The organism is Pseudoalteromonas luteoviolacea (assembly GCF_001750165.1).
GTDB classification, from domain to species: Bacteria; Pseudomonadota; Gammaproteobacteria; order Enterobacterales; family Alteromonadaceae; genus Pseudoalteromonas; species Pseudoalteromonas luteoviolacea_G.
In genome coordinates this window covers 2,032,840-2,053,583 of the sequence record NZ_CP015411.1, presented here as the reverse complement: position 1 = coordinate 2,053,583, position 20,744 = coordinate 2,032,840, and the positions used below count along the sequence as shown (strand labels likewise).

Below are 20,744 nucleotides of genomic sequence, written 5' to 3'. Positions count from 1 at the left end.
CCCTTTTTCATGCATATTCTATTTTATACAAAATTCCCTGTCTTTATTCAGCACTATCTCCAAATCACATATCTGGGGTAACACTTTGATCCCCCACTCCGTCAGTCGTTGAAATGGCTGAATAAAGGCTTCTACCTGTGGCTCGCTCATCCCTTTGCCACAGCGTGCGATTAGTTTCTGTTCTTGCTCTAAACGCCACCGAAAAACACACTCAAAGGTTTGCCCATTCAAAAATACCAACTTATCAAACAATCGAAATAATCGTTGATAATCAGTCTGGAGAAAGGTATTCACTTGTGAGCGATACAAATTCTTTGGGTCTATTTGCGCTTCAAAACTATTACAACTCTCGTTGAGCTGCGCTTCTGATTGCTGTGGCAATCCTAAGCACCAGCCTTCAACCACCAATACATCGAGTTTAGAATTGACTAGAGTCCATTTACTCTCAGGGTAAGGTTCATCAGACGCTTTATCAAATCTAGGTAAAACGAAAGTTTTGCCTTGCTTGAAGTAATTAATAACAGCAATTGCTTGTTCAATATCATGTGTCCCTGGTGCACCACGAGTCGAAAATGGTGATGAGAACTGCTTGGATAAAGCCAACCGCTTCGCTTTACTATAATAAAAATCGTCGATGGATACAGACTCAGCTAAAACTCCTTGGCTTTTGAGATAAGCAACAAAATAAGCTGAAAGGGTCGACTTCCCACTACCTTGACAGCCACTCACAGCAACACATAGAGGCTTAGGTTGCTCTAAAGTGGTTTTTTTAAACCACGATAGGGCTTTATCAGACTGGTAAATATAATGTATTGGCAACTGATGTTCTTCGCAGAACAACTGCTGCCAAAGTTCAACCTTTCCCATTTACATCACTTCAAATTTATAGCCAACACCATATATCGAATGAATAAACTCACTTTCTGGTGCTATATCTTGAAGTTTTTTCCTTATTTTTTTTATATGGCTATCAATCGTTCTATCACTTACAACGCGATCATCGTCATAAATTGAATCCATTAGCCTTGCTCGATTATAAACACGTCCAGGATGCCTAAACATGGTTTGTAGCAACATGAACTCAACATGCGTTAAATCAGTGCGTTGTCCATTGTAATTTACGAACAACGTCTCTTCATCAAGTATCAAACCCGTTTGAATCGGCAAGCTGTTGTTTGTACGTCTCAATATGGCCTTAACCCTTGCAACCACTTCTTTTGGACTGTATGGCTTGCAAACATAGTCATCCGCGCCGACTTCTAAGCCTAGTAAGCGATCTATTTCTTCAACCTTCGCTGTGGTCATTATGATTGGCACTTCAGAGTCTTTACGGACTTGTGTACAAATTTCAATGCCATCAACAGATGGCAGCATCAAATCTAAGAGAATAATGTCTGGTCCATACGTTCGTACTTTGCTGAGCGCATCAGCACCATCCATCACGATATCAAACTCATAGCCTGCTTGTTCCAAATATTTACCTAAAATTATGGCAAGCTTCTCTTCATCTTCAATGATAAGGACTTTCTGCTTAATCATTTTAATACCTTAGTCGTTTTACTTTTTAGCGCGCCAGGTTTCAATCATTATGATATATAGTGCCATGAACCTAATTCGACGTTAATTTATTTTGTTACTGGTAATGTCACATCAACACTTACGCCGCACAACTCACTTGCGGTAGCAGTTATTGTTCCGCTGTGCGCTTGCACTATGCTTGCACAAATTGCGAGGCCAAGACCAGAGCCTCCAGATGCCCGATCCCGAGCTTTATCAACGCGATAAAGCCTATCAAACAACTTGGGCAATAATTCGGGCTCTACACTAGGGCTACTATCTTGCCAACGGATCAGCACTTGGTCCTTTTGCATGGTGATCAGCACCCTTATCTTGCCCGGTAATGTTTCACTTGAATCTGTGTAACGTAATGTATTTTGCATAAAATTGCCAAATAGTTGCAGCAACCTTGCCTCGTCACAATAAAGCATCGTTCCAGGTTGGCCTTCAATGGTCCACTCAAAATGCTTGCTTTTCAGTGTAGCTAAATGCGAATCAAATGTATGCCCAATGATCTCTGTGATATCACATTCTTGCATATGGTAACTAAGTGAGCCTCTATCTGACATAGAGAGCTGATGCAAATCATCAACTAACTTTGTTAATCGATTAATCTCATCATAAAGCGAATGCAATTGCGCCTCATCAGACTCGATAATGCCATCGATCATGCCTTCAAGTTCGGCCTTAAAAACAGCAATTGGTGTTCTTAATTCATGCGAAATATCGGCTATCCATTGTTGACGAGATTGCAGATTGTCTGCCAACGTGATTGCTAATGTATTCAAATCTTTCGCCAGTAACCCTAGTTCGTCTTTACTGAATGATTTAAATGGCGGCTCATAATTACCAGCAGCTATCTTTTTCGCCGCAGCCCTGAGTGACAAGACTGGCGCAACCAAAAAGCGGCTGAAAGGGATTGCCAATAAGCTACTTACCAACATAGCTATAACCGCTATGCCTAAAAACCAGTGTTGCTGCCTGCTTGCAAACAATGAGTCTAACGAGTTACTAATTTCAAGCCCATTTTCAAGCCCTATAAAGCCAAGAAGTTGTCCAGTGTTATCATCGCTTTGATACACTTCAACCCAAAGCGTCGTGTTTTTGCTATCTTTTCTACCTTTTAGTAATTCACCGGTAGCGGACTTGAACACCAATCGAGACTGCGCCCCACGCATGTGCCTTGGGGGACGTTCTTCTCTTCCTGCTCTTCGCTCTGGTGGCTTCGCATCTGTATTTGGTGAACTACTTTCCGGCCTGTGATGTCTTGGTGGCCCGCGTCGAGATGGACGTTTTACCATTTCATCTATTTCAGCCTGAGAGCGCCCGTGATATTCACCAACTAACCTTGTCCAATGCGGGCTTCGTCTAGTCATCCAATCTTGACCATACTTGTCAAAGTTTTCTCTGATAGTTGGCAATAACGCGGTCAATTTAGCTCGGCTGCTATTTTGCAAATATTCTTTGAAACTCTTTTCAAAAGCGAGCTGATTTGCATAATACACCGCAGATATAAGCACTGCATTTACTAACAACAAAATCGCAAGCAGCTTTCTTCTTAGGGTTAACTTCATTGAAACTCCATAAAAGTCAAAGATGCGGTTATCACTATCGCCAAAACTAATGCCAACCTATATCAATAAAGATCACATCAGTATATATAAAAGATATGTTTCTAATTTACTACAAGTAGTATCGGATAAGATTGTGCAAAAACCGTGGAAGTTAGAGATACGAAGACAAATCGTTGCCTTCGTATTAATTGTAACAGTGACTAATTAAATTGGACGATTTCTAGACCTACAACATATCTGTCAGTTGCATTTTCATCGCTACTACATCGAACAACTTTAGCACTGGCATTAAAAGGCGGGATAGTGGTACTTTTGCTGTTAATGAATACAGTTACCAGCTCACCAACTTCAAGCGGCTGTTCAATCTCTACCGACAAGCCTGTCGCACTGAGATCCTGACATGTACCAAGAAATTTTTCTCCAGATTGACTAACTGTAACCTCAGCCTGCGCATTGACCATCATGCGCATAAAGCGACGTTTATCTTCATGGATCATAGTGAGCTCCTAGACCATATTTTTTATTTTTTCCAAAAGCGATTGCATGGCAAATGGTTTAACAACATATTCATCACAACCCGCTTCATATCCTGCTTGTTTTTCTTGCTCAGATTCCAAACCTGAGACCATCATTACCGGTATATCTTTGGTTTCGGGTGTATTTTTCAACATGCGGCAAGTGTCATACCCGTCTAAACCAGGCATGCAAACGTCCAATAAAATAACGTCTGGTGGATCAGCTATTGCATTTGACAAGCAACTGATCCCAGATTCTGCATAACTGAATTTAAACGCATCCGACAAAGCCATCGACAACATCTCGTAGTTAAAGTACTCATCATCAACAACTAGCACATGCGGTGTTCTACTCCGTCTTTGCTGCGTGGACATAGTCAATGTCGCTTCCTTATCACAATCCAAAAATTTATATCCTCTTATTAAGGTAATTGGCTCAAAGCAAAATGCAAGTCAATTCCTATAAATCCAATTCATTTAGTGCATTCGTAACACGCTTAGATGAAATCGGATAAGGCGTACCTAATGTTTGAGCGAATAATGACACTCTTAGTTCCTGAATCATCCAAAAAATATGTGCTAGATTTTCAGGTACAGGCATGCCCTTTGGTACCTTATTACACTTTTGCGCATAAAGCTCACTTACCTTTTCTAACTCTAGTACGCATAAACGATCTCGGTTAGGATCAACAGGTAATTTTTCTAACCGCTTTTCAATTGCTTTCAAATAACGCAATAAATCTGTAATTTTATCAGCACCGTGCTCACTGACAAACCCTCTGAATATCAGTGATTCAAGCTGAGATTTGATATCACCATGTGCGGTTATCATAGTCAAATCTACACGCCCTTTCATACGCTTATTCACACTGTGTGCGATACTTAGTACTTGCTCAACTTGCGAAGCAATTTGCACCACTTTATCGCCAAGTTCACCGCGAATAAACTCTTTCGCGCGCTCAAATTCGGCTTCATCTCTAACGGTATCAAACTGTTTAAGCAAGCTATCTACTCCAGCCGCTGTGCAATCTGAAATCAAATCATGAATTTTACCAAATGGATTGAAATACAAACCTAACTTCGCTTTGTTAGGTAGGTGTTGTTGCAAATATTTAACCGGTGAAGGGATATTGAGCAGTACCAGTCTACGCAGGCCTAAACGGTGTGCTTGAGCAGCTTTCTCAGGGTGGTCAAATAACGTTATCGCGGTACTGTCTTTTTTATCAACCAGTGCTGGAAAAGCCTTAATTTCATAACCGCCCTGTGTTTTGGTGTACTCTTTGGGTAATTCGCCGAAAACCCACTCAGTGAGCTCTTCTTGCTCAATGCCCTTTTCAGCCACCTTAGATAAAGTTTGAGACACTTTACCCTGAAGCTTCTCTTTAAGTGCATCTAAATCAAAACCATGAGCAATCACTTTTCCTGCATCATCGACCACTTCAAATTGCATCTTCAAGTGGTTTTCAAGCGAGCCTATATCCCAATCAGTTTCACTAACTTTAACACCAGTCATACGTAACAACCTAGTCGCCAAAGATTCAAGCAAAGGCCCTTGCAGTGGCTCAATCGAGGCTAACACCGCGTCAGCATAGTTAGGTGCGGGTACAAAGTTTCTGCGCAGAGTCTTAGGTAAGCTCTTAATGAGTGCACAGATCAACTCATGCCTCAGCGCAGGTATATGCCAATCAAAACCTTCATTTTGAACTTGATTCAAAAGGGCTAAAGGAATATTGACGGTCACACCGTCAACCGCTTTTCCAGGTTCAAAATGATAATTAAGAGGTAGCGTCAAATTACCTTGCTGCCAAATATCTGGATAATCAAAAGCGGTGACTTTGTCAGCATCGTGTTGCATTAATGATTCTCTGCTCATATGCAACACACGTTTATCACTTTGCTTTTTAAACCAGTGATTAAATGTAGCTCGGTTATTTACATCACTGGGAATGCGCTGGTCATAGAATTCAAACATTGCTTGCTCATCCACCAAAATATCTCGGCGTCTGGCTTTATTTTCTAATGATTGGATCTCGTCAACAAGTGACTGGTTGTATTCTAAGAACTGTGATTTTTGTCCCAGCTGCTGGCCGATAAGCGCCTCTTTAATGAATAACGCCCGGCTAATAACTGGATCAATTTGGCTGTAAACAGTGCGCTTTCTAGAAACGATGGTCAAACCATAAAGCGTTTGTTGTTCAAACGCGATGACTGCACCTTGCTTTTTCTCCCAATGAGGCTCACTGTAACTGCGCTTCACCAAATGTTGCGCCAAAGGAGCAACCCATGCCAAGTCAATTTTTGCATTGATCCTTGCATAAAGCTTACTTGTTTCAACAAGCTCGGCCGACATTAGCCATTTTGGACTTTTCTTAAATAATGCAGAGCCTGGGAAAATATGGAACAAACTGTTTCTTGCTCCTTTATAGTGCTGCTTTTCGTCTTTCATACCAATATGACTGAGCATGCCGCTCAGCAAAGATTGGTGGATGGCATCAAAACCTGCTTCGTTGCCTGAACCTTTAAAGTCCATTTCGTCGCACACTGTTTTTAATTGGTAAACGATGTCTTGCCATTCACGGATCCGCATATAGGCCAAAAAGTCTTTTTGACATTGCTTTCTAAATTGGCTTCGCGACAGCGCCTCTTGCTGCTCTTCTAAATATTGCCACAGATTCAAAAACGCCATAAAGTCTGAATTTGGGTCGTCAAAGCGGCCATGCTTTTCATCTGCCGCTCCGCGCTTTTCTTGAGGCCTTTCTCTAGGGTCTTGAATGGAGAGCGCCGCAGCAATAACGATCACTTCGTTTAAAGCGCCTTGTTGTACTGATGCCATCACCATTTTTGCCAGACGCGGATCAATAGGTAAACGGCTTAACTTTCTACCATCTTGAGTCAACTTGGCGTTTTCTCTGCGCGAAGCAGGCTTAACGGCTCCCAGCTCTTCAAGCAACGCCATACCATCTTTGATATTGCGACTATCTGGCGCCTGAACAAATGGGAACTTTGCGATATCACCAAGACCAAGCGCAAGCATCTGCAAAATGACTGATGCAAGATTGGTACGCAGGATCTCAGGATCAGTAAATTCTGGTCGCCCTAAGAAGTCTTCCTCAGAGTACAGACGAATACAGATACCCGCAGCGACACGGCCGCATCGGCCCATTCTCTGGTTTGCACTCGCTTGAGAAACCGCTTCTATCGGTAGACGTTGTACTTTTGTTCGGTAGCTATAACGACTTATACGTGCGGTGCCTGGATCTATAACATATCGAATACCAGGAACTGTCAATGATGTTTCAGCTACGTTAGTAGCAAGCACTATTCGACGATGACTGTGCGCCGCAAATATTCGGTTTTGCTCCGCATTAGATAAACGCGCAAACAACGGTAAAATTTCAACGCCTTTTAAATTGCGCTTTGATAATGCATCAGCTGTATCACGGATTTCTCGCTCGCCATTCATGAAAATGAGAATATCACCGGAGCCGGCTTCACACAGTTCATCTACTGCGTCAAATATCCCCTGTAGCTGGTCATTTTCAGCTTCACTTTCTTCACCAGACACGTCGATTACGGGGCGATAGCGTACTTCAACCGGGAAAGTTCTTCCTGATACTTCAATAATTGGAGCATCGTTAAAGTGCTTTGAAAAACGCTCGGGATCAATGGTTGCAGATGTAATAATCACTTTAAGATCTGGACGCTTTGGAAGTAAGTTCTTCAGATAACCCAGAATAAAGTCGATATTAAGGCTTCGCTCGTGTGCTTCATCAATTATGATGGTGTCGTATTGATTTAAAAATCTATCTTGTTGAATTTCTGCCAGTAAAATACCATCTGTCATCAGCTTAACGTAACTTCTGTCAGAAACTTGATCACTAAATCGGATTTTAAAACCAACCTCTTCACCAAGCTGACAACCTACCTCTTCTGCGATACGATTGGCGACACTTCTAGCTGCAAGTCGACGGGGCTGCGTATGACCAATATAACCATCGATACCACGGCCAAGCTCAAGACAAATTTTTGGTAATTGAGTCGTTTTGCCTGAGCCCGTTTCACCGGCTACGATAACCACTTGATTCTCAGCAATCGCTTTCTTTATGTCTTCTTTTTTCTGGCTTACTGGTAAGGATTCAGGATAGGTAACTTGAGGTAGCCCCTCTTGACGCTGGGTCTTCAACTGCTGGCTTCGCGCAATGGACTCACCGATCTGAGCAACCACTTTTTGTTGCTTTTTCTCATCGGCTATTTTTTTAACACCTTGCAGACGTTTTCTAAATAAAAACTGGTCCTTCTTTAAGCAAAAAGGAATATCTGAATACAACGACTTTAAGTCCACTACACGACACCTTGAAAATTCCAAAATCGTCGCGTAGTTTACCAAAACCTGAGTAATCTACCCAAGTAAAAACAAGTTTTTAAACAAATCTGTTGCCTGATTCGTAGGTATCGTGCAAATGTTTGTCAAAAGCGAGTAAAACATGTGCTCTCGTAATTACCCCGACTAACCGGCCATCTTCGTCACAAACCGGATACAACTTAGGTTTGTCGTTAGACATCCTATCTGCTATTTGTAAAATGCTGTCATCGGGACTTACGCATACAGGTTGCGTATTCATAACATCTGAGACGATACTGTGGGATTCATTTTGATATGTTGCCTCCAGCATTTTTTTAATACAATCTTGCTCTGACAAAAAACCAATGACTTTGTGGTTATCATCTAACACAGGCCCACCTGACTGACCGCTTTGCAAAAGCTTCTCAACTGCCATTTCAATACGCATATTTGAATTAAATGTTACTGGTCTGTGATTACAATAATCTGCTACTTTAACTGATTGCATTGTTTATTCCCCCAAATAAAATGCCAGCTACCAATATAATAGTAGCTGGCACTGAAAAATTTGCCTAAGAATCAACAATTGAACGAGATTATTTAAAAATACCTACATAGGTTGCAGAACGGTTAGATTTACTCGCCCTATACATCCCTTTAGTATTAAAAGGCATACTGATGTTGCCTTCTTTATCGACGATGATCACCCCACCTGTGCCGCCATCTCTATGCATAGGGCCAAAAATAACATCTTGCCCTGCTTGCTCTATCGTTTTATTTTGATAGGCGACTCTTGCGCAAATATCAGCTGCTACATTATAGCGAATAAAATACTCACCATGTCCTGTCGCTGACACTGCACAGGAACTATTATCGGCAAACGTACCTGCTCCTATGATAGGTGAATCCCCTACTCGTCCAAAACGTTTTGCTGTCATCCCCCCTGTAGAGGTTCCTGCAGCCAAATTCCCATTTTTATCGAGTGCCACAGCACCAACTGTCCCCATCTTATACTGCTCTGGAAGTGCTTGGTGCAAGGCTTGGTAACCTTTAGTGCCACTTTCTTTTTGTTTTAGTTTTTCTTTTGCTCGTAATAAAGCTTCATGCCGATGCGGTGTATTAAAATAAGATGCAGGAACCACTTCAAGCCCTTGCTGCTTAGCAAAAGTTTCTGCACCTTTGCCACTAAGCATGACATGAACTGAGTTATCCATCACTTCTCTTGCTAAATTTATGGGGTTTTTAACATGCATAACACCAGATACTGCTCCTGCTTGCCGATTTTTACCATCCATGATGGACGCATCAAGCTCATGATGGCCGTCATAAGTATATACAGCTCCTTTGCCTGCATTGAAAAACGGAGAGTCCTCTAAAATATTAATCGCAATGGTGATTGCATCTAGACTATCACCGCCTTTGTCTAATACCTTATACCCTGCTTCAACGGCCTCTTTTAGCTTTAATCGATAGGCTTTTTCTTGCTCAGGCGTAAAACGACTTTTTTCAATCGTGCCAGCCCCACCATGAATAGCGATTGCAAAATTTTGATTTTCTTGTGCAGGCAATTGAAAAGCCGTGACCATTGTGATTATGGCAGAAAGAGTTTTTAACATGCGCATCCTGAGTTCCTTATAATTGTTCGTGCTTCTTTCAAGTAACAAAGCAAGATAAACACAAGAAAACATATCTGCAACATTATGCGTCAAAAGGTATTAAGTACTGAGGAAAACTGAGATATAAAAACAAAAAAAGCACCCTAAGGTGCTTTTTTCAATGAAGCTAAAAATAAATTAAGCTTCTTGAGATTGTGCTTTTAAACGCGCTAGACGAGCAACTTGGTGAGTTGAAGTCAAGAAAGCGAAAATTGGTGCTAAATAGCCACGCTTACGTAGTTCTAAAAACTCTTCGTCGCTTAGTTCATTTAGCTTACGCTCATCAACAAGGTAGATACCATTGATGTCTTTTTTCTCACCAGCAATTTCTACTGTTAGTGTTTGCTGAACAAGAAGCTCTTTTTCAGCAAGATACTTAGTGAATACTTCAGTAACACGAGCAAACTCAACATAGTTTACTAGCGCTTCTTTACGTGCTTGTAGGTATTCTGTCTCTTTGCCATCAGCAAATAGCGCATTACCAGCTTCTTCGCTAACTAGCGGGCTTGCTTCGTCAATAACAATACCGAACTGATCTTCTTCAGGGTGCTTAACAAGACCAAACGGGTAACGAGCAGCAGCTAGAGGAGCAAAGCCTGCCTGCCATTTGCCATCTTTTACATAAAGGTTTTCTCCTGGCTCAAGACCGAAAAGAGCAACAGCTTGGAACTGGCCTGATTCAGTATTTTTAACAAACGCCATTGGAAACTCTGTTGCTACACGAGCAAACTCATGCGCAACAACTGGGATTAGGTGCTGTGATTTAAGAAAATCAACGTTGATGCCATTTTGTACCTTAAGGTTAGCATGCTTCTCGTTGTGTAAAGGCTGCACTTGTTGCTCCGCCATAATACTACTCCATTCAAATTCGTAATTATTACTTTTAGTGGCCTTAAGGCTAAAGGTTTTGGAAACAAAAGAAAAGAGTATTAAAGCTTTAATTTTGATTTATTAACAAAAAATTTTTGTTAATTGTTCGTTCTTTGTCTCCAGCGTATTTTTAGTAATAAACGGTGGCATAAAAAACACTCGACCATTGATTGATTTACAAGCAAATGCGCAACCATGTAGTTTTTTAGAGAACAAAAAACATCAAAAAAATAATAATTACGAAAAACGAGATAGCCAAAGTTAGCGCTTCTGAACACCCTTTCCACGTATATAAAATTGGCTACGGCAGCAAAGTTAGAAAAGTGAAAAAAGATTGCATCAAAGTATTGGCCTAAATGAACTTTGCCGAGTGGTTTTCTCATTTCATTTTTTACTGCCCCATATCCTAAATATGATTTTGATTTTTCCAATATCGAAAAGATGCAAGCTAATTATGTGCTCGTAACATTTAATGGCCACAAACTCACACCGCGACAGGCAATTCCTCACAGTGAACTAACAGCTCAAATTAAATCGCACTCGTCAATTATCTTCGTGATGAGGGAGTTGGTAGTACTGGCTATTATCAAAACAAGTCGCAGGGTATGAAAGAACAACGCCGCAAAACAATGAGGCTTAAATCCAATTGCAAGTTGAGAGCTACTATCATTGCATTGTAGCCAAAAGCAGTCAGATAGCCGAGACACATATCTACTCTACATAAGCGTAATGTACTTTGAAGCTATGTTGACGACATTATTACCTTTCCAAGTAGTAGTTTACATTCTACTTGTATAAAGCCTCAATCTACTCCTACACCCACTGTTAGTGATGGAAGACTAACCATAACTTACTTTATAAAGTTCACAAATGTGAATCAATAATTCGCTGGCTGTAAAATATAACTTTTCATAAGGAGCTAAAACAGCCCCTATGATGTTTAATTATTACTGCTTAGCAACACCAAATTGACGGATTTTCTCAAGTAAAGTTTTGTTATCACACGCCAATTCCATTGCCTGCTTCTGCTGATACTTAATCGTACTAATTACATCAGACATCCTTTGTGTCTCAGCAGGTGAAATGCGATTTGATTCAACATTAGTCGGATATGACATCCCATAAAGTACGTAGAGATAGTTATCTACATCAAACACATCAAATTTGCCACTAAAATCATAATGTGTAGGGGCTTTATAGAGCCAAAGCTGAAGCTTCTCTTTTAATGAATCAGGGATTGAGTCCGGATTTCTGTTATCAAGCCAGAATGCACTATCTTCTCTATCAGAAATGCAATAATGAAGCTTTATAAAATCTATCACCTTGTTCCACATATTAGTGACTGTATCATTAAAATGGGGTGAAACAACATCGAAGGCAACTTTGCTAGTAGGCAAGGTCTCCGCCAACATTTTTGCAGTCACATCAAAGACTAACAAACCAGTGGCTTCCAGTGGCTCTACAAACCCCTGAGATAGCCCAAGTGCAACGCAGTTTTTGCTCCAAGCTTTGCTTCTATAACCCACATGCATATCAATTGTTCTGACATTCAACTTATCTAAATCAGTACCAATGTAACTTTCTAACTCAGCATAAGCCTGCTCTTGAGTCGTATGATGAGAAGAGTAAACATGACCAATTCCTTTGCGGTTATATAGACCAATATCCCATATCCACCCTGCTGATTGTGCTGTAGAACGGGTATAAGAAGGGATCTGCTCATTTTCGCCATAAGGCACTTGCACAGCAAGGGCTTTATCAGCAAAAAGTACATCACCTTTAGGCACAAAAGGAACTTTCATTGCTTTGCCTAACAGCAAAGATTTAAATCCTGTACAGTCGATATACAAGTCGGCTTTTTCTATTCCAGCATCGGTTACTAAGTGTGCGACTTCCCCATCATCACACATCACAACTTCTTCTAAGTCACTATATTGATGAAACACACCTAACTGACTTAATGCATGATTTTTCAGTAACTCTGAAAATGCTCCTGCATCTAGATGATATGCATAACTTGCAGCACCATCATATTGAGGTTGAGTGATAAGCTTTGGAGATAAATTATGATCGCAAAGAGTCGATTGAAAACCAACAAAGTCAGCAAAATTCGTTTTTGATTGTTGGTTTAGCCATGCTTTTACTAAACCAAGTTCTGAACTAAAAAAGTCAAATGGGTGATAATATTGATGTATATTACCATTGCTCGGTGCCATCCAATTTTCAAAAGAGATACCTTGCTTAAAAGCGACATTACATTCTTTGATAAATTCGCCTTCATCAATACCAAAATATTCGAGCGTTTGCCTCATCATTGGCACCGTGCCCTCGCCCACACCTATCGTCGGGATATTGGCAGATTCAATTAATTTAACTTCTGTTTCAGAACCAAAGAAACGCTTGCCTAAGTGGTTCGCAGCCAACCAGCCCGCCGTGCCACCACCAACAATAACAATTTTTTTAATCATAACAAATACCAAAAAAGGAGCCGAAGCTCCTTATTTTACAGATTACGAGTTATTAGTAACGTACTGAAACGCCTAGGCTATAACGTGTAGCCTGCTCGTATTCATAAAGAGGGAAACCGTCGCTGAAACCATTATTCGCTTCAATAAATGCGTTATTTCCGTATTGCTCTGCTGATTCACCAGTTAAGTTCACAACATCAAACTTAATATCGATGTTATCGTTAACGTGGTAAACTGTGCTCAAATCAACTGAGCCAAAGCCTTCATGCAAGCGGTTACCGTAACCACCTGTTTCACGGATCATATAACTGCTACGGTAGTTGTATGATAGACGAGCATAGAACAAGTCATTCTCATAATAACCAGTTACGTTATATGCATATTTTGAGCTGTCGCTTAATTCGATGTTACCATCAGTGAATACGCGAGTCACTTCACCGTTACCATTAGTAAACTCAGTAGTGTCAGCTTCACCTTTAGTGTACGTGTAGTTCACCATTGAACCGAAGCCATTACCAAAGTCTTGCTGGTACTGGAATTCGATACCTTGTACTTTACCACCTGGGCCATTGAAGTTTTCTTCAATTGTCCAACCGTTAACAGCTTCTCTGTCTGGTAATGTTGGCAAGCCAAGTCTAGTAATGTCATCAGCAGTTGCGTCACGACGGTTAATAACAATAAAGTTATCTACATCTTTAACGAAAGCAGTTAACGCTAATAGTGAGCTTGAATTGAAGTACCATTCAATACCAACTTCAGCTTGGTTTGCAGTGAATGGAACTAGACCTGGGTTACCTAATGCAACTCTTTGGTCATCGTTTTGCTCGTTATTTACACCCGATAGTGAAGGGTTGAAGTACATGTCATTGTACTGTGGACGCGTCATTACTTTAGAAGCAGCAACACGTAAAATCTTGTCATCAGCAAGGTCATATGCAAAGTTGAAGCTTGGTAAAACTTCGCTGTAATCAGCCGCTTCAACAGTACGTTGACTTGCTAAGCCTTCTTTGTAATAAATAGAAGATGCATCTGTTTGAGCGTAACGAATACCGAAGTTACCACGGTAGTTTTCACCGCTGTACTTAGCCATCACATAAACTGATGTATTTTCTTCTTCAATGTGGCTGTACGCACCAAAGTCTTCTGTTCTGCCTTGAATACTCGATTTAGCCCAATTTTTCATTGCATCGATATCGTAACGACGGATCTGAAGGTTATCAGCACCCACATCGAATGAACCGTGGTCTGTGCCGTCAAGCACGTATACTGGGTCAAAACAACCTGTAGTTACGTCTTCTGAACATAGATTTTGGGTGAATTCAAAGCGGCGGCTTGTTGCTTCGTGCTCAGCGTATCTGAAACCAACTTTAACTGAGTTGATGAAATCATGGTCAAGCATATATTCAAAGTCTGCTTGAATAAATTGCTCTTCATCCGTCTTTGGTGTTGCATTGAAGTTGCTGCCAGTACCCATTGCAAATGCACCATGAGGTGTTGCATCAGTTACACCTGGAGTGTAAGTAGCTAGGTCAAAGCCCTCAGGTAAGTTCCACTTATGGTGACCTGAAGTGAAGTCATATGTACCCGCAGAAATATCAGCATTTGAATTCGGGTTCATAACCATTTCGAAGTCTGTACCACCTGAAGACGTCGTTTCACCGAAAACAAGTTCTAGTTTGTAGTTATCGCCAGCGTACTCTACTTTGAAATCAAGGTAATCTGAGTTCATCGTCGCTTCACGAGGACGCATTTGTGCAAATGCAACGTTCATAGCACCAGCTACTGGTACACCAGGGTTCGCTTCTGAACCATTACCATGGATATATGCTGTCGTTGCGTCATCAGCACCACGCGTCAACCACATTGCATAGTTTGTGTTGTTAGCATCCATCTTCATATCAATATAGTTAACAACAAAACTTAGAGAATCAGTTGGTGCATATTCGATTGCAGTAGTGAAAGCACTGCGCTCACGCTCTTGTTCGAAACCTACTGGACCACTACCCCAAGCCCAGAAAGCCTCATTACCTTGACGTTGAAGCTGACGAGTTTGCTGAACTGCTGAGAATAAGAAACCTAGGTTTTCGCTGTCATTTTTCCAGCTGTACATACCTGAGAACTGTGGATCCGTTTCACCTGAATCATCAGAGTGAGAGAACTCAAGTGAACCATAAATTGTGTTTGCATCTAGCTCAAGTGGAGTACGTGTATTAACAATAACAGTACCACCAACACCGCCTTCAATGATGTCAGCTTGTGACGACTTGTAAACTTCTAGGCCGCCTACTAATTCTGATGGCAATAACGTATAGTTGAATGAACGCTTAGCCGGCTCTAATACGAACCAACCAGTTGAAGCTACGTTTTGACCATTTAGTGTTGTCTTAGTGAAGTCAGCACCAGCACCACGGATAGAAACAGCATCACCTTCACCGAATTGACCTTGGATTGTGATACCAGGTACACGCTTTAAAGACTCTGCAATGTTTTTGTCTGGAAATTTACCGATATCTTCTGCAGTGATTGCATCTACAACGCCGTCAGCGAAACGTTTGGTATTAAGAGACGCTTCTAATGAGCGACGAATACCACGAACTTCAATTACTTCTACGTCTTCTTTAGCTTGAGTACCGCTATCAGCAACTGCTACACCAGATACACCTGCGGTAAACGCAAGACCAATGTTTGCAGCTAGTAAACTTTTCTTAAAATTATTAGCTAACACAGGATTCCCCTTGAATCATTTTGTTGGTTTTTAAATCACTTCTGCCCAGTGATGATGACAACGCTGTCATCTAATAACAAACCATACACCCAAAATTACATAATCGCTACATGTTTTTTAAACAAAAGCTTTAAAAAAATTCAATTAGATTTTTAAGCTTTTGATTTATATAGCGTTATCTTATATTTGGTTATACTTTGTTACAAACGCGATCTAATATAGCATATTAGATGCATAAATCTGTAGTTAATAAGGTGAATGATACAACTTTTTTGTATCTAATTAAGTGACTGCATAAATTTAATGCAATAATTGAAGAGTTAATCAAAATAATAGCCTGGGCAGAAGCTGTTCAAGGTGATAACAACTCTCAATGACAACGCTGTCATTTTAGATGATTTTGCGCTTCGTGTCCAGTAAAAGCAAAAATACCCTACCCTTGCGGGACAAAAAACAAAGGTTAATGGATCAGATTGAAAATTAAGAAATTAATTTAATAAACTCGCATGTTGATTACATAAATCACAATAAACTTCGGCAGAAGTACGTAAAACTTTTTTTTATTCAATATAACAAATACGAATAAAGTATGTATTAAGTGCAAACCTTTAGACTCTATGTCCAAAAAATTTAACTGCCACTAAACATTATTGTGTGTTTTCACTGTGTAATAGTGATCCAGAATAGCTGTACACTTGATTAACGCATTTTAATTTACAGAGCGAGTACTTGAAAAGCAGCTCTTTCAAAAAACATATACTGTGATAGTGAAAAATAGATTTGCTCAATTCAAAGAGTGGAATAATTAGGAGAAATAATACAACTATAAAAAGGATTTTAAAGTGAGTAAAAGAAAAAGCGCGCTCTACGCGCGCTTTTGCAAATAAAAAGGTTTAAGGGCACCAAAATACACTAAGTTTTAAATTCGGCAGTCTTAATACAGCTCTTAAAGGTATATCCAATTCAGAGCCATCTTGTTTTGCTTCTTCATAAACTGCACGCTTTGCATCTCCACTAATAAGTAAAATTGCATGTTGCGTATTTGCTATCCCAGCCAGAGTTAAACTGATACGCTCAGTAATACTGCCCGTCACTTCGCTCTCAATAGCGTTAATGGCACATACTAATTGTTCGGTTTCAAGTGCGGACTCTAAACCCTGTGCATGTGGGAATAAAGAGGCGGTATGTCCGTCAGGACCCATTCCTAAGATCGTCACATCAAATGGCTGTTTTAATCCTTGGTAACGCGCTTCAACTTCTTCTTGACCATTAGCTGCTGTGACTTGGCTATTTTTCATAGTCACAAATGAAGCTTTTGACGCTTTATCTTGCAGTAATGTCGAGTTAATGAATGCTTCATTTGACTTTTCATGGCTTGGCTCAACCCAGCGCTCATCAACCATCGCTACCGTAATTTTGCTCCAATCTAAATCCAAACCAGATAGGCGCTTATAAGCTGGTGCAGGAGATGAACCGCCAGAAACCAAAATGCTTGCAGCGGCGTCAGTTTCTATGGCATGGCTTAATGTATTTTCTAAAATCGAAGCCAAGTGCTCAGTCATTTCGTCTTTCGAGTCGAAAAACTTTTCCGTCAATATTGCCATTAGTTATTCTCTCCAACATTAAACCAAGCATGGCCTTTTTCTTCCAATAACTCATCAGCCGATTCAGGGCCCCATGATCCTGCTCTATATAATGCAGGCGTGCCCTTCTCTTGCCATCTAGCAATAATAGGGTCAATCCATTTCCAAGCTTGTCTTACTTCATCACGGTGAATGAATAGTGATGGGTTATTTGCAGCCGCATCTAACATCAGACGCTTATACGCATCTGAGTGGAACCCATTAGGGTACTTTTCACTCAATTCAATATTCAGTGTGACAGGCTCTAGTTGCATCTCTAAATTATCTAGCCTTTTCGACATCAACGTAAGTTGGATACTTTCTTCTGGCTGAAGTCTAATAATCAAGCGGTTAGGCAAAATGGGACCAACTGTATCATCATAAACATTGTGAGATACAGGCTTATATTCAACAACGATTTCCGCACAGCGTTGCTTCATGCGTTTACCGGTTCTTAAATAGAAAGGCACACCAGACCAGCGCCAGTTATCAATATGAGCTCGGATCGCGACGAAAGTTTCAGTGGTACTTGAGCCTTCTCCCAGTTCCTCCAAATAACCTGGAACCAAAGTGCCGTTCAAATCGCCAGGTACATACTGCCCTCTAACAACATTATCATCAACAAGGTCATCAGTTAACGGCCTCAAAGCTTCTAAAACTTTTAGCTTTTCATTTCGTATTCGGTTGGCATTCAGTTTATGTGGAGATTCCATAGCAACTAAACAGAGCAACTGAAGTAGATGGTTTTGAACCATATCTCTTAAAGCGCCTGCTTTGTCATAAAAACCAGCTCGACTCTCTAAACCAACTGTTTCTGAAATGCTGATCTGAATATTATCAATTGTTTTAGCATCCCACAGATTTTCAAACAACACATTAGAAAACCTTAGTGCCATCAAGTTCTGAACTGTCTCTTTACCTAAATAATGGTCTATACGGAATATTTGGTCTTCGTCAAAGAACTTAGCAATTTTTGAGTTGATTTCTTCAGCAGAATCTCCGCAATACCCTATCGGTTTTTCAACAACGACACGAGAGTTTTCACTGATTAAGGATTTCTTAGATAAAAGTTCGCAACATGTGCCGTAAACAGCAGGAGGAAGAGAAAGGTAAAAAACGCGAGACTTATTGCTGTCATCTTGCTCTAGAATATCTCGGAGGAGGTCCCAATTATCATCAGCTTCTGTGACATTAACCACAACTGGGACTAAAAATTGAGAAAAAGCATTCCAGTCGGCTTGGTTGTATTCGCCTTTACCTAAATGTTCTTGAAGCGCCTTGCCTGCATTTTCAACGTATTCATTTTTTTTACTTTCTTCTCGAACAGTCGGTAGAATTCTACTACCTTCGGGCAAGTTGCCTTCTTGATATGCACGATACATAGCAGGCAACAATTTTCTCAACGCTAAATCGCCGCCCCCACCAAAAATTACGATATCAAAAGGATTAAGCATAATTATTTCTCACTAGGTTAGGTGCGCGGTCATTACTCAATAGAGAACACGCGCTAAAATCAAAACCGTTTGGTGTTTTAGGTAAACATGCCAAACACAACTTCACTTATAGGTTTGAATTCGTTCTCAGACCACATGATCACTTTGGTTGTAGAAGGAAATACCAAGTAATGCATTATATTTTTTATTTAAACAGTCTTAAAAATGAGTCTTAGGGGCTCTGTAATTCCTCTCACAAAAATACAGGCCCTAAGTACTCCAGCGCTACCCGTTCAAAGGTATTCTTTACTATCGCAGCTGAGAGCTACGATTTATTTATTTCTTTTTTGCTTGTAGTAAGCAATTAAACCAGATGTAGAGCTATCATGCTCGTGACTTACATCTTCTTGCGTCAATTCAGCTTCAATATTACTTGCCAACCCTTTGCCAAGTTCAACACCCCATTGGTCAAATGAGCAGACATTTAAAATAATGCCCTGACAGAAAATCTTATGTTCATACAAGGCAATCAGCTTACCAACTGCTTTAGCGTCGACCTTATCTAAGATAATTGAAGTCGTTGGACGATTACCTTGGTGAATTTTATGTGCAACCAGCTGTTCAATTTCACTTTCTGACTTACCTTTTGCAGTCAAGTCTGCTCGAACTTGTTCTTCATTAACACCAGCCATCAATGCTTCAGTTTGTGCAAAGAAGTTCGACAGTAATACATCATGATGCTGACCAAGCTCAATTTGAGGCTCCACAGACGCGATAAAATCAGCTGGTACAATAACGTTACCTTGGTGCAAACACTGATAAAAAGCATGTTGGCCATTGATACCTGTCATGCCCCAAATAATTGGCACAGTTGTATAAGGTACAGTTTGCCCTGAAAATGTTACATGTTTACCATTGCTTTCCATTTCACCTTGCTGAAGATATGCAGGTAACATATGAAGTGCTTGATCATAAGGTAAAATAGCTTGAGATGTATATCCCAGAAAACTCGTATTCCAGACACTCAATAACGCCATAAGTAAAGGAACGTTATCTTCAAAGTCAGCAGATTTAAAATGCGTGTCTATTTCAAAAGCACCTTCAAGCACTTCTAAAAATGCATCGTAACCAAGATATAAAGCAATCGGCAGACCTATTGCACTCCAAAGAGAGAAACGACCACCAACCCAGTCCCACATGGTAAACACGTTTTCATCAGCAATGCCAAATGCACGAGTTTTCTCTAAATTTGTACTCACAGCAACAAAGTGCTTTGCTATAGCATTCTTGTCTTTTGCACTTTCTAAAAACCAGCGAACAGCTGATTGTGCATTATTCATTGTTTCAGATGTGGTAAATGTCTTTGAAGAAATCACAAATAATGTCGTTTCAGAATTCACCTTTTCTAAAACTTTTGATAGCTGCACACCATCAACATTTGAAACATAATGAACATTTAACTTACCGTCACTGTAAGCACTCAGCGCTTCAGTAACCATCTGAGGGCCTAAATTTGAACCCCCGACACCAATAGCGACGATATCTTTTACAGGTTGACCAGTATAACCGGTCCATTCACCGTTACGAACTCGTTCAGAAAAGGCTTTAATTTTTTCAAGTTCGGCCTCTACCTCTGCAGTAACATTCACTCCATCGACAAAGATTGGGGATGCTTCACGATTTCTTAATGCAACATGCAGTACAGCTCTGTCTTCTGTGATGTTTATTTTCTCACCAGAAAACATTTTTTCACGCCAAGCAGCAATATCAGTTTCTTTAGCCAGCTTGATTAACTGTCCAAAAGTGTTGTCATCAATTAACTGCTTTGAAAAATCAAATAAAACGCCAGGTATTTGGCGAGAAAATTTATCGAAGCGCCCGCTATCAGCCTCAAAAAGAGTCTTTAAATGCTGTTCTTTTAGTTGTTCTGATGATGCTGATAATGCTTGCCAACTTTGTAACGTTGTACGGCAATTCATAATT

15 protein-coding genes are annotated in these 20,744 nt (G+C 40.4%); 1 reads left to right on the top strand and 14 read right to left on the bottom strand.

The annotated features are described in order from the left end of the window. Positions 1–18: 18 nt before the first annotated feature. From S4054249_RS08770 to S4054249_RS08730, 9 genes are all read right to left on the bottom strand, one after another. The gene (locus S4054249_RS08770) at positions 19–867 is read right to left on the bottom strand and encodes a hypothetical protein (RefSeq protein WP_046353985.1); all 849 of its coding nucleotides are present in this window, start codon (positions 865–867) and stop codon (positions 19–21) included. Continuing rightward, complete coding sequence (locus tag S4054249_RS08765; RefSeq protein ID WP_080928247.1) at positions 868–1,539, bottom strand: response regulator; 672 nt, start codon at positions 1,537–1,539, stop codon at positions 868–870. It abuts the gene before it with no gap. Between the two features lie 86 nt (positions 1,540–1,625). Next, a complete protein-coding gene (locus S4054249_RS08760; RefSeq protein ID WP_046353986.1) occupies positions 1,626–3,131 on the bottom strand; it encodes an ATP-binding protein in 1,506 nt (501 codons plus the stop codon). Between the two features lie 200 nt (positions 3,132–3,331). Further along, a complete protein-coding gene (locus S4054249_RS08755; RefSeq protein WP_046353987.1) occupies positions 3,332–3,628 on the bottom strand; it encodes a PilZ domain-containing protein in 297 nt (98 codons plus the stop codon). Between the two features lie 9 nt (positions 3,629–3,637). Beyond that, positions 3,638–4,021, bottom strand: a complete 384-nt coding sequence (locus S4054249_RS08750) for a response regulator (protein WP_036977231.1) — start codon at positions 4,019–4,021, stop codon at positions 3,638–3,640. An 85-nt stretch (positions 4,022–4,106) separates the two neighbouring features. Then, a complete protein-coding gene (hrpA, locus tag S4054249_RS08745; protein WP_046353988.1) occupies positions 4,107–7,988 on the bottom strand; it encodes an ATP-dependent RNA helicase HrpA in 3,882 nt (1,293 codons plus the stop codon). Positions 7,989–8,067: 79 nt separating this feature from the next. Further along, positions 8,068–8,496, bottom strand: coding sequence for a CBS domain-containing protein (locus S4054249_RS08740; protein ID WP_046353989.1), 429 nt, complete (start codon positions 8,494–8,496; stop codon positions 8,068–8,070). Positions 8,497–8,584: 88 nt separating this feature from the next. Then, the gene (locus tag S4054249_RS08735; protein WP_230851913.1) at positions 8,585–9,574 is read right to left on the bottom strand and encodes an isoaspartyl peptidase/L-asparaginase family protein; all 990 of its coding nucleotides are present in this window, start codon (positions 9,572–9,574) and stop codon (positions 8,585–8,587) included. Between the two features lie 207 nt (positions 9,575–9,781). Beyond that, a complete protein-coding gene (locus S4054249_RS08730) occupies positions 9,782–10,492 on the bottom strand; it encodes a SapC family protein (RefSeq protein WP_046353991.1) in 711 nt (236 codons plus the stop codon). 776 nt (positions 10,493–11,268) lie between these two features. Here S4054249_RS08730 and S4054249_RS27290 point away from each other — a divergent pair. After that, the gene (locus S4054249_RS27290; RefSeq protein ID WP_430454557.1) at positions 11,269–11,397 is read left to right on the top strand and encodes a DUF6445 family protein; all 129 of its coding nucleotides are present in this window, start codon (positions 11,269–11,271) and stop codon (positions 11,395–11,397) included. A 63-nt stretch (positions 11,398–11,460) separates the two neighbouring features. Here S4054249_RS27290 and S4054249_RS08720 read toward each other — a convergent pair whose 3' ends face one another. From S4054249_RS08720 to pgi, 5 genes are all read right to left on the bottom strand, one after another. After that, positions 11,461–12,981, bottom strand: coding sequence for a tryptophan halogenase family protein (locus S4054249_RS08720; protein WP_046353993.1), 1,521 nt, complete (start codon positions 12,979–12,981; stop codon positions 11,461–11,463). A gap of 52 nt (positions 12,982–13,033) precedes the next feature. Beyond that, positions 13,034–15,706, bottom strand: a complete 2,673-nt coding sequence (locus S4054249_RS08715) for a TonB-dependent receptor (RefSeq protein WP_046353994.1) — start codon at positions 15,704–15,706, stop codon at positions 13,034–13,036. A gap of 893 nt (positions 15,707–16,599) precedes the next feature. Next, positions 16,600–17,310 carry a 6-phosphogluconolactonase gene (gene pgl / locus S4054249_RS08710; protein WP_046353995.1) on the bottom strand — a complete coding sequence of 237 codons (711 nt, stop codon included), beginning with the start codon at positions 17,308–17,310 and terminating at the stop codon, positions 16,600–16,602. Next, positions 17,310–18,782: a glucose-6-phosphate dehydrogenase gene (gene zwf, locus S4054249_RS08705; protein ID WP_046353996.1), complete on the bottom strand. Its 1,473-nt coding sequence runs from the start codon at positions 18,780–18,782 to the stop codon at positions 17,310–17,312. Before zwf ends, pgl begins: the two co-directional genes overlap by 1 nt. 311 nt (positions 18,783–19,093) lie before the next feature. Beyond that, on the bottom strand, positions 19,094–20,740 hold the full coding sequence (gene pgi, locus S4054249_RS08700; protein WP_046353997.1) for a glucose-6-phosphate isomerase: 1,647 nt from the start codon (positions 20,738–20,740) through the stop codon (positions 19,094–19,096). Positions 20,741–20,744: the final 4 nt, after the last annotated feature.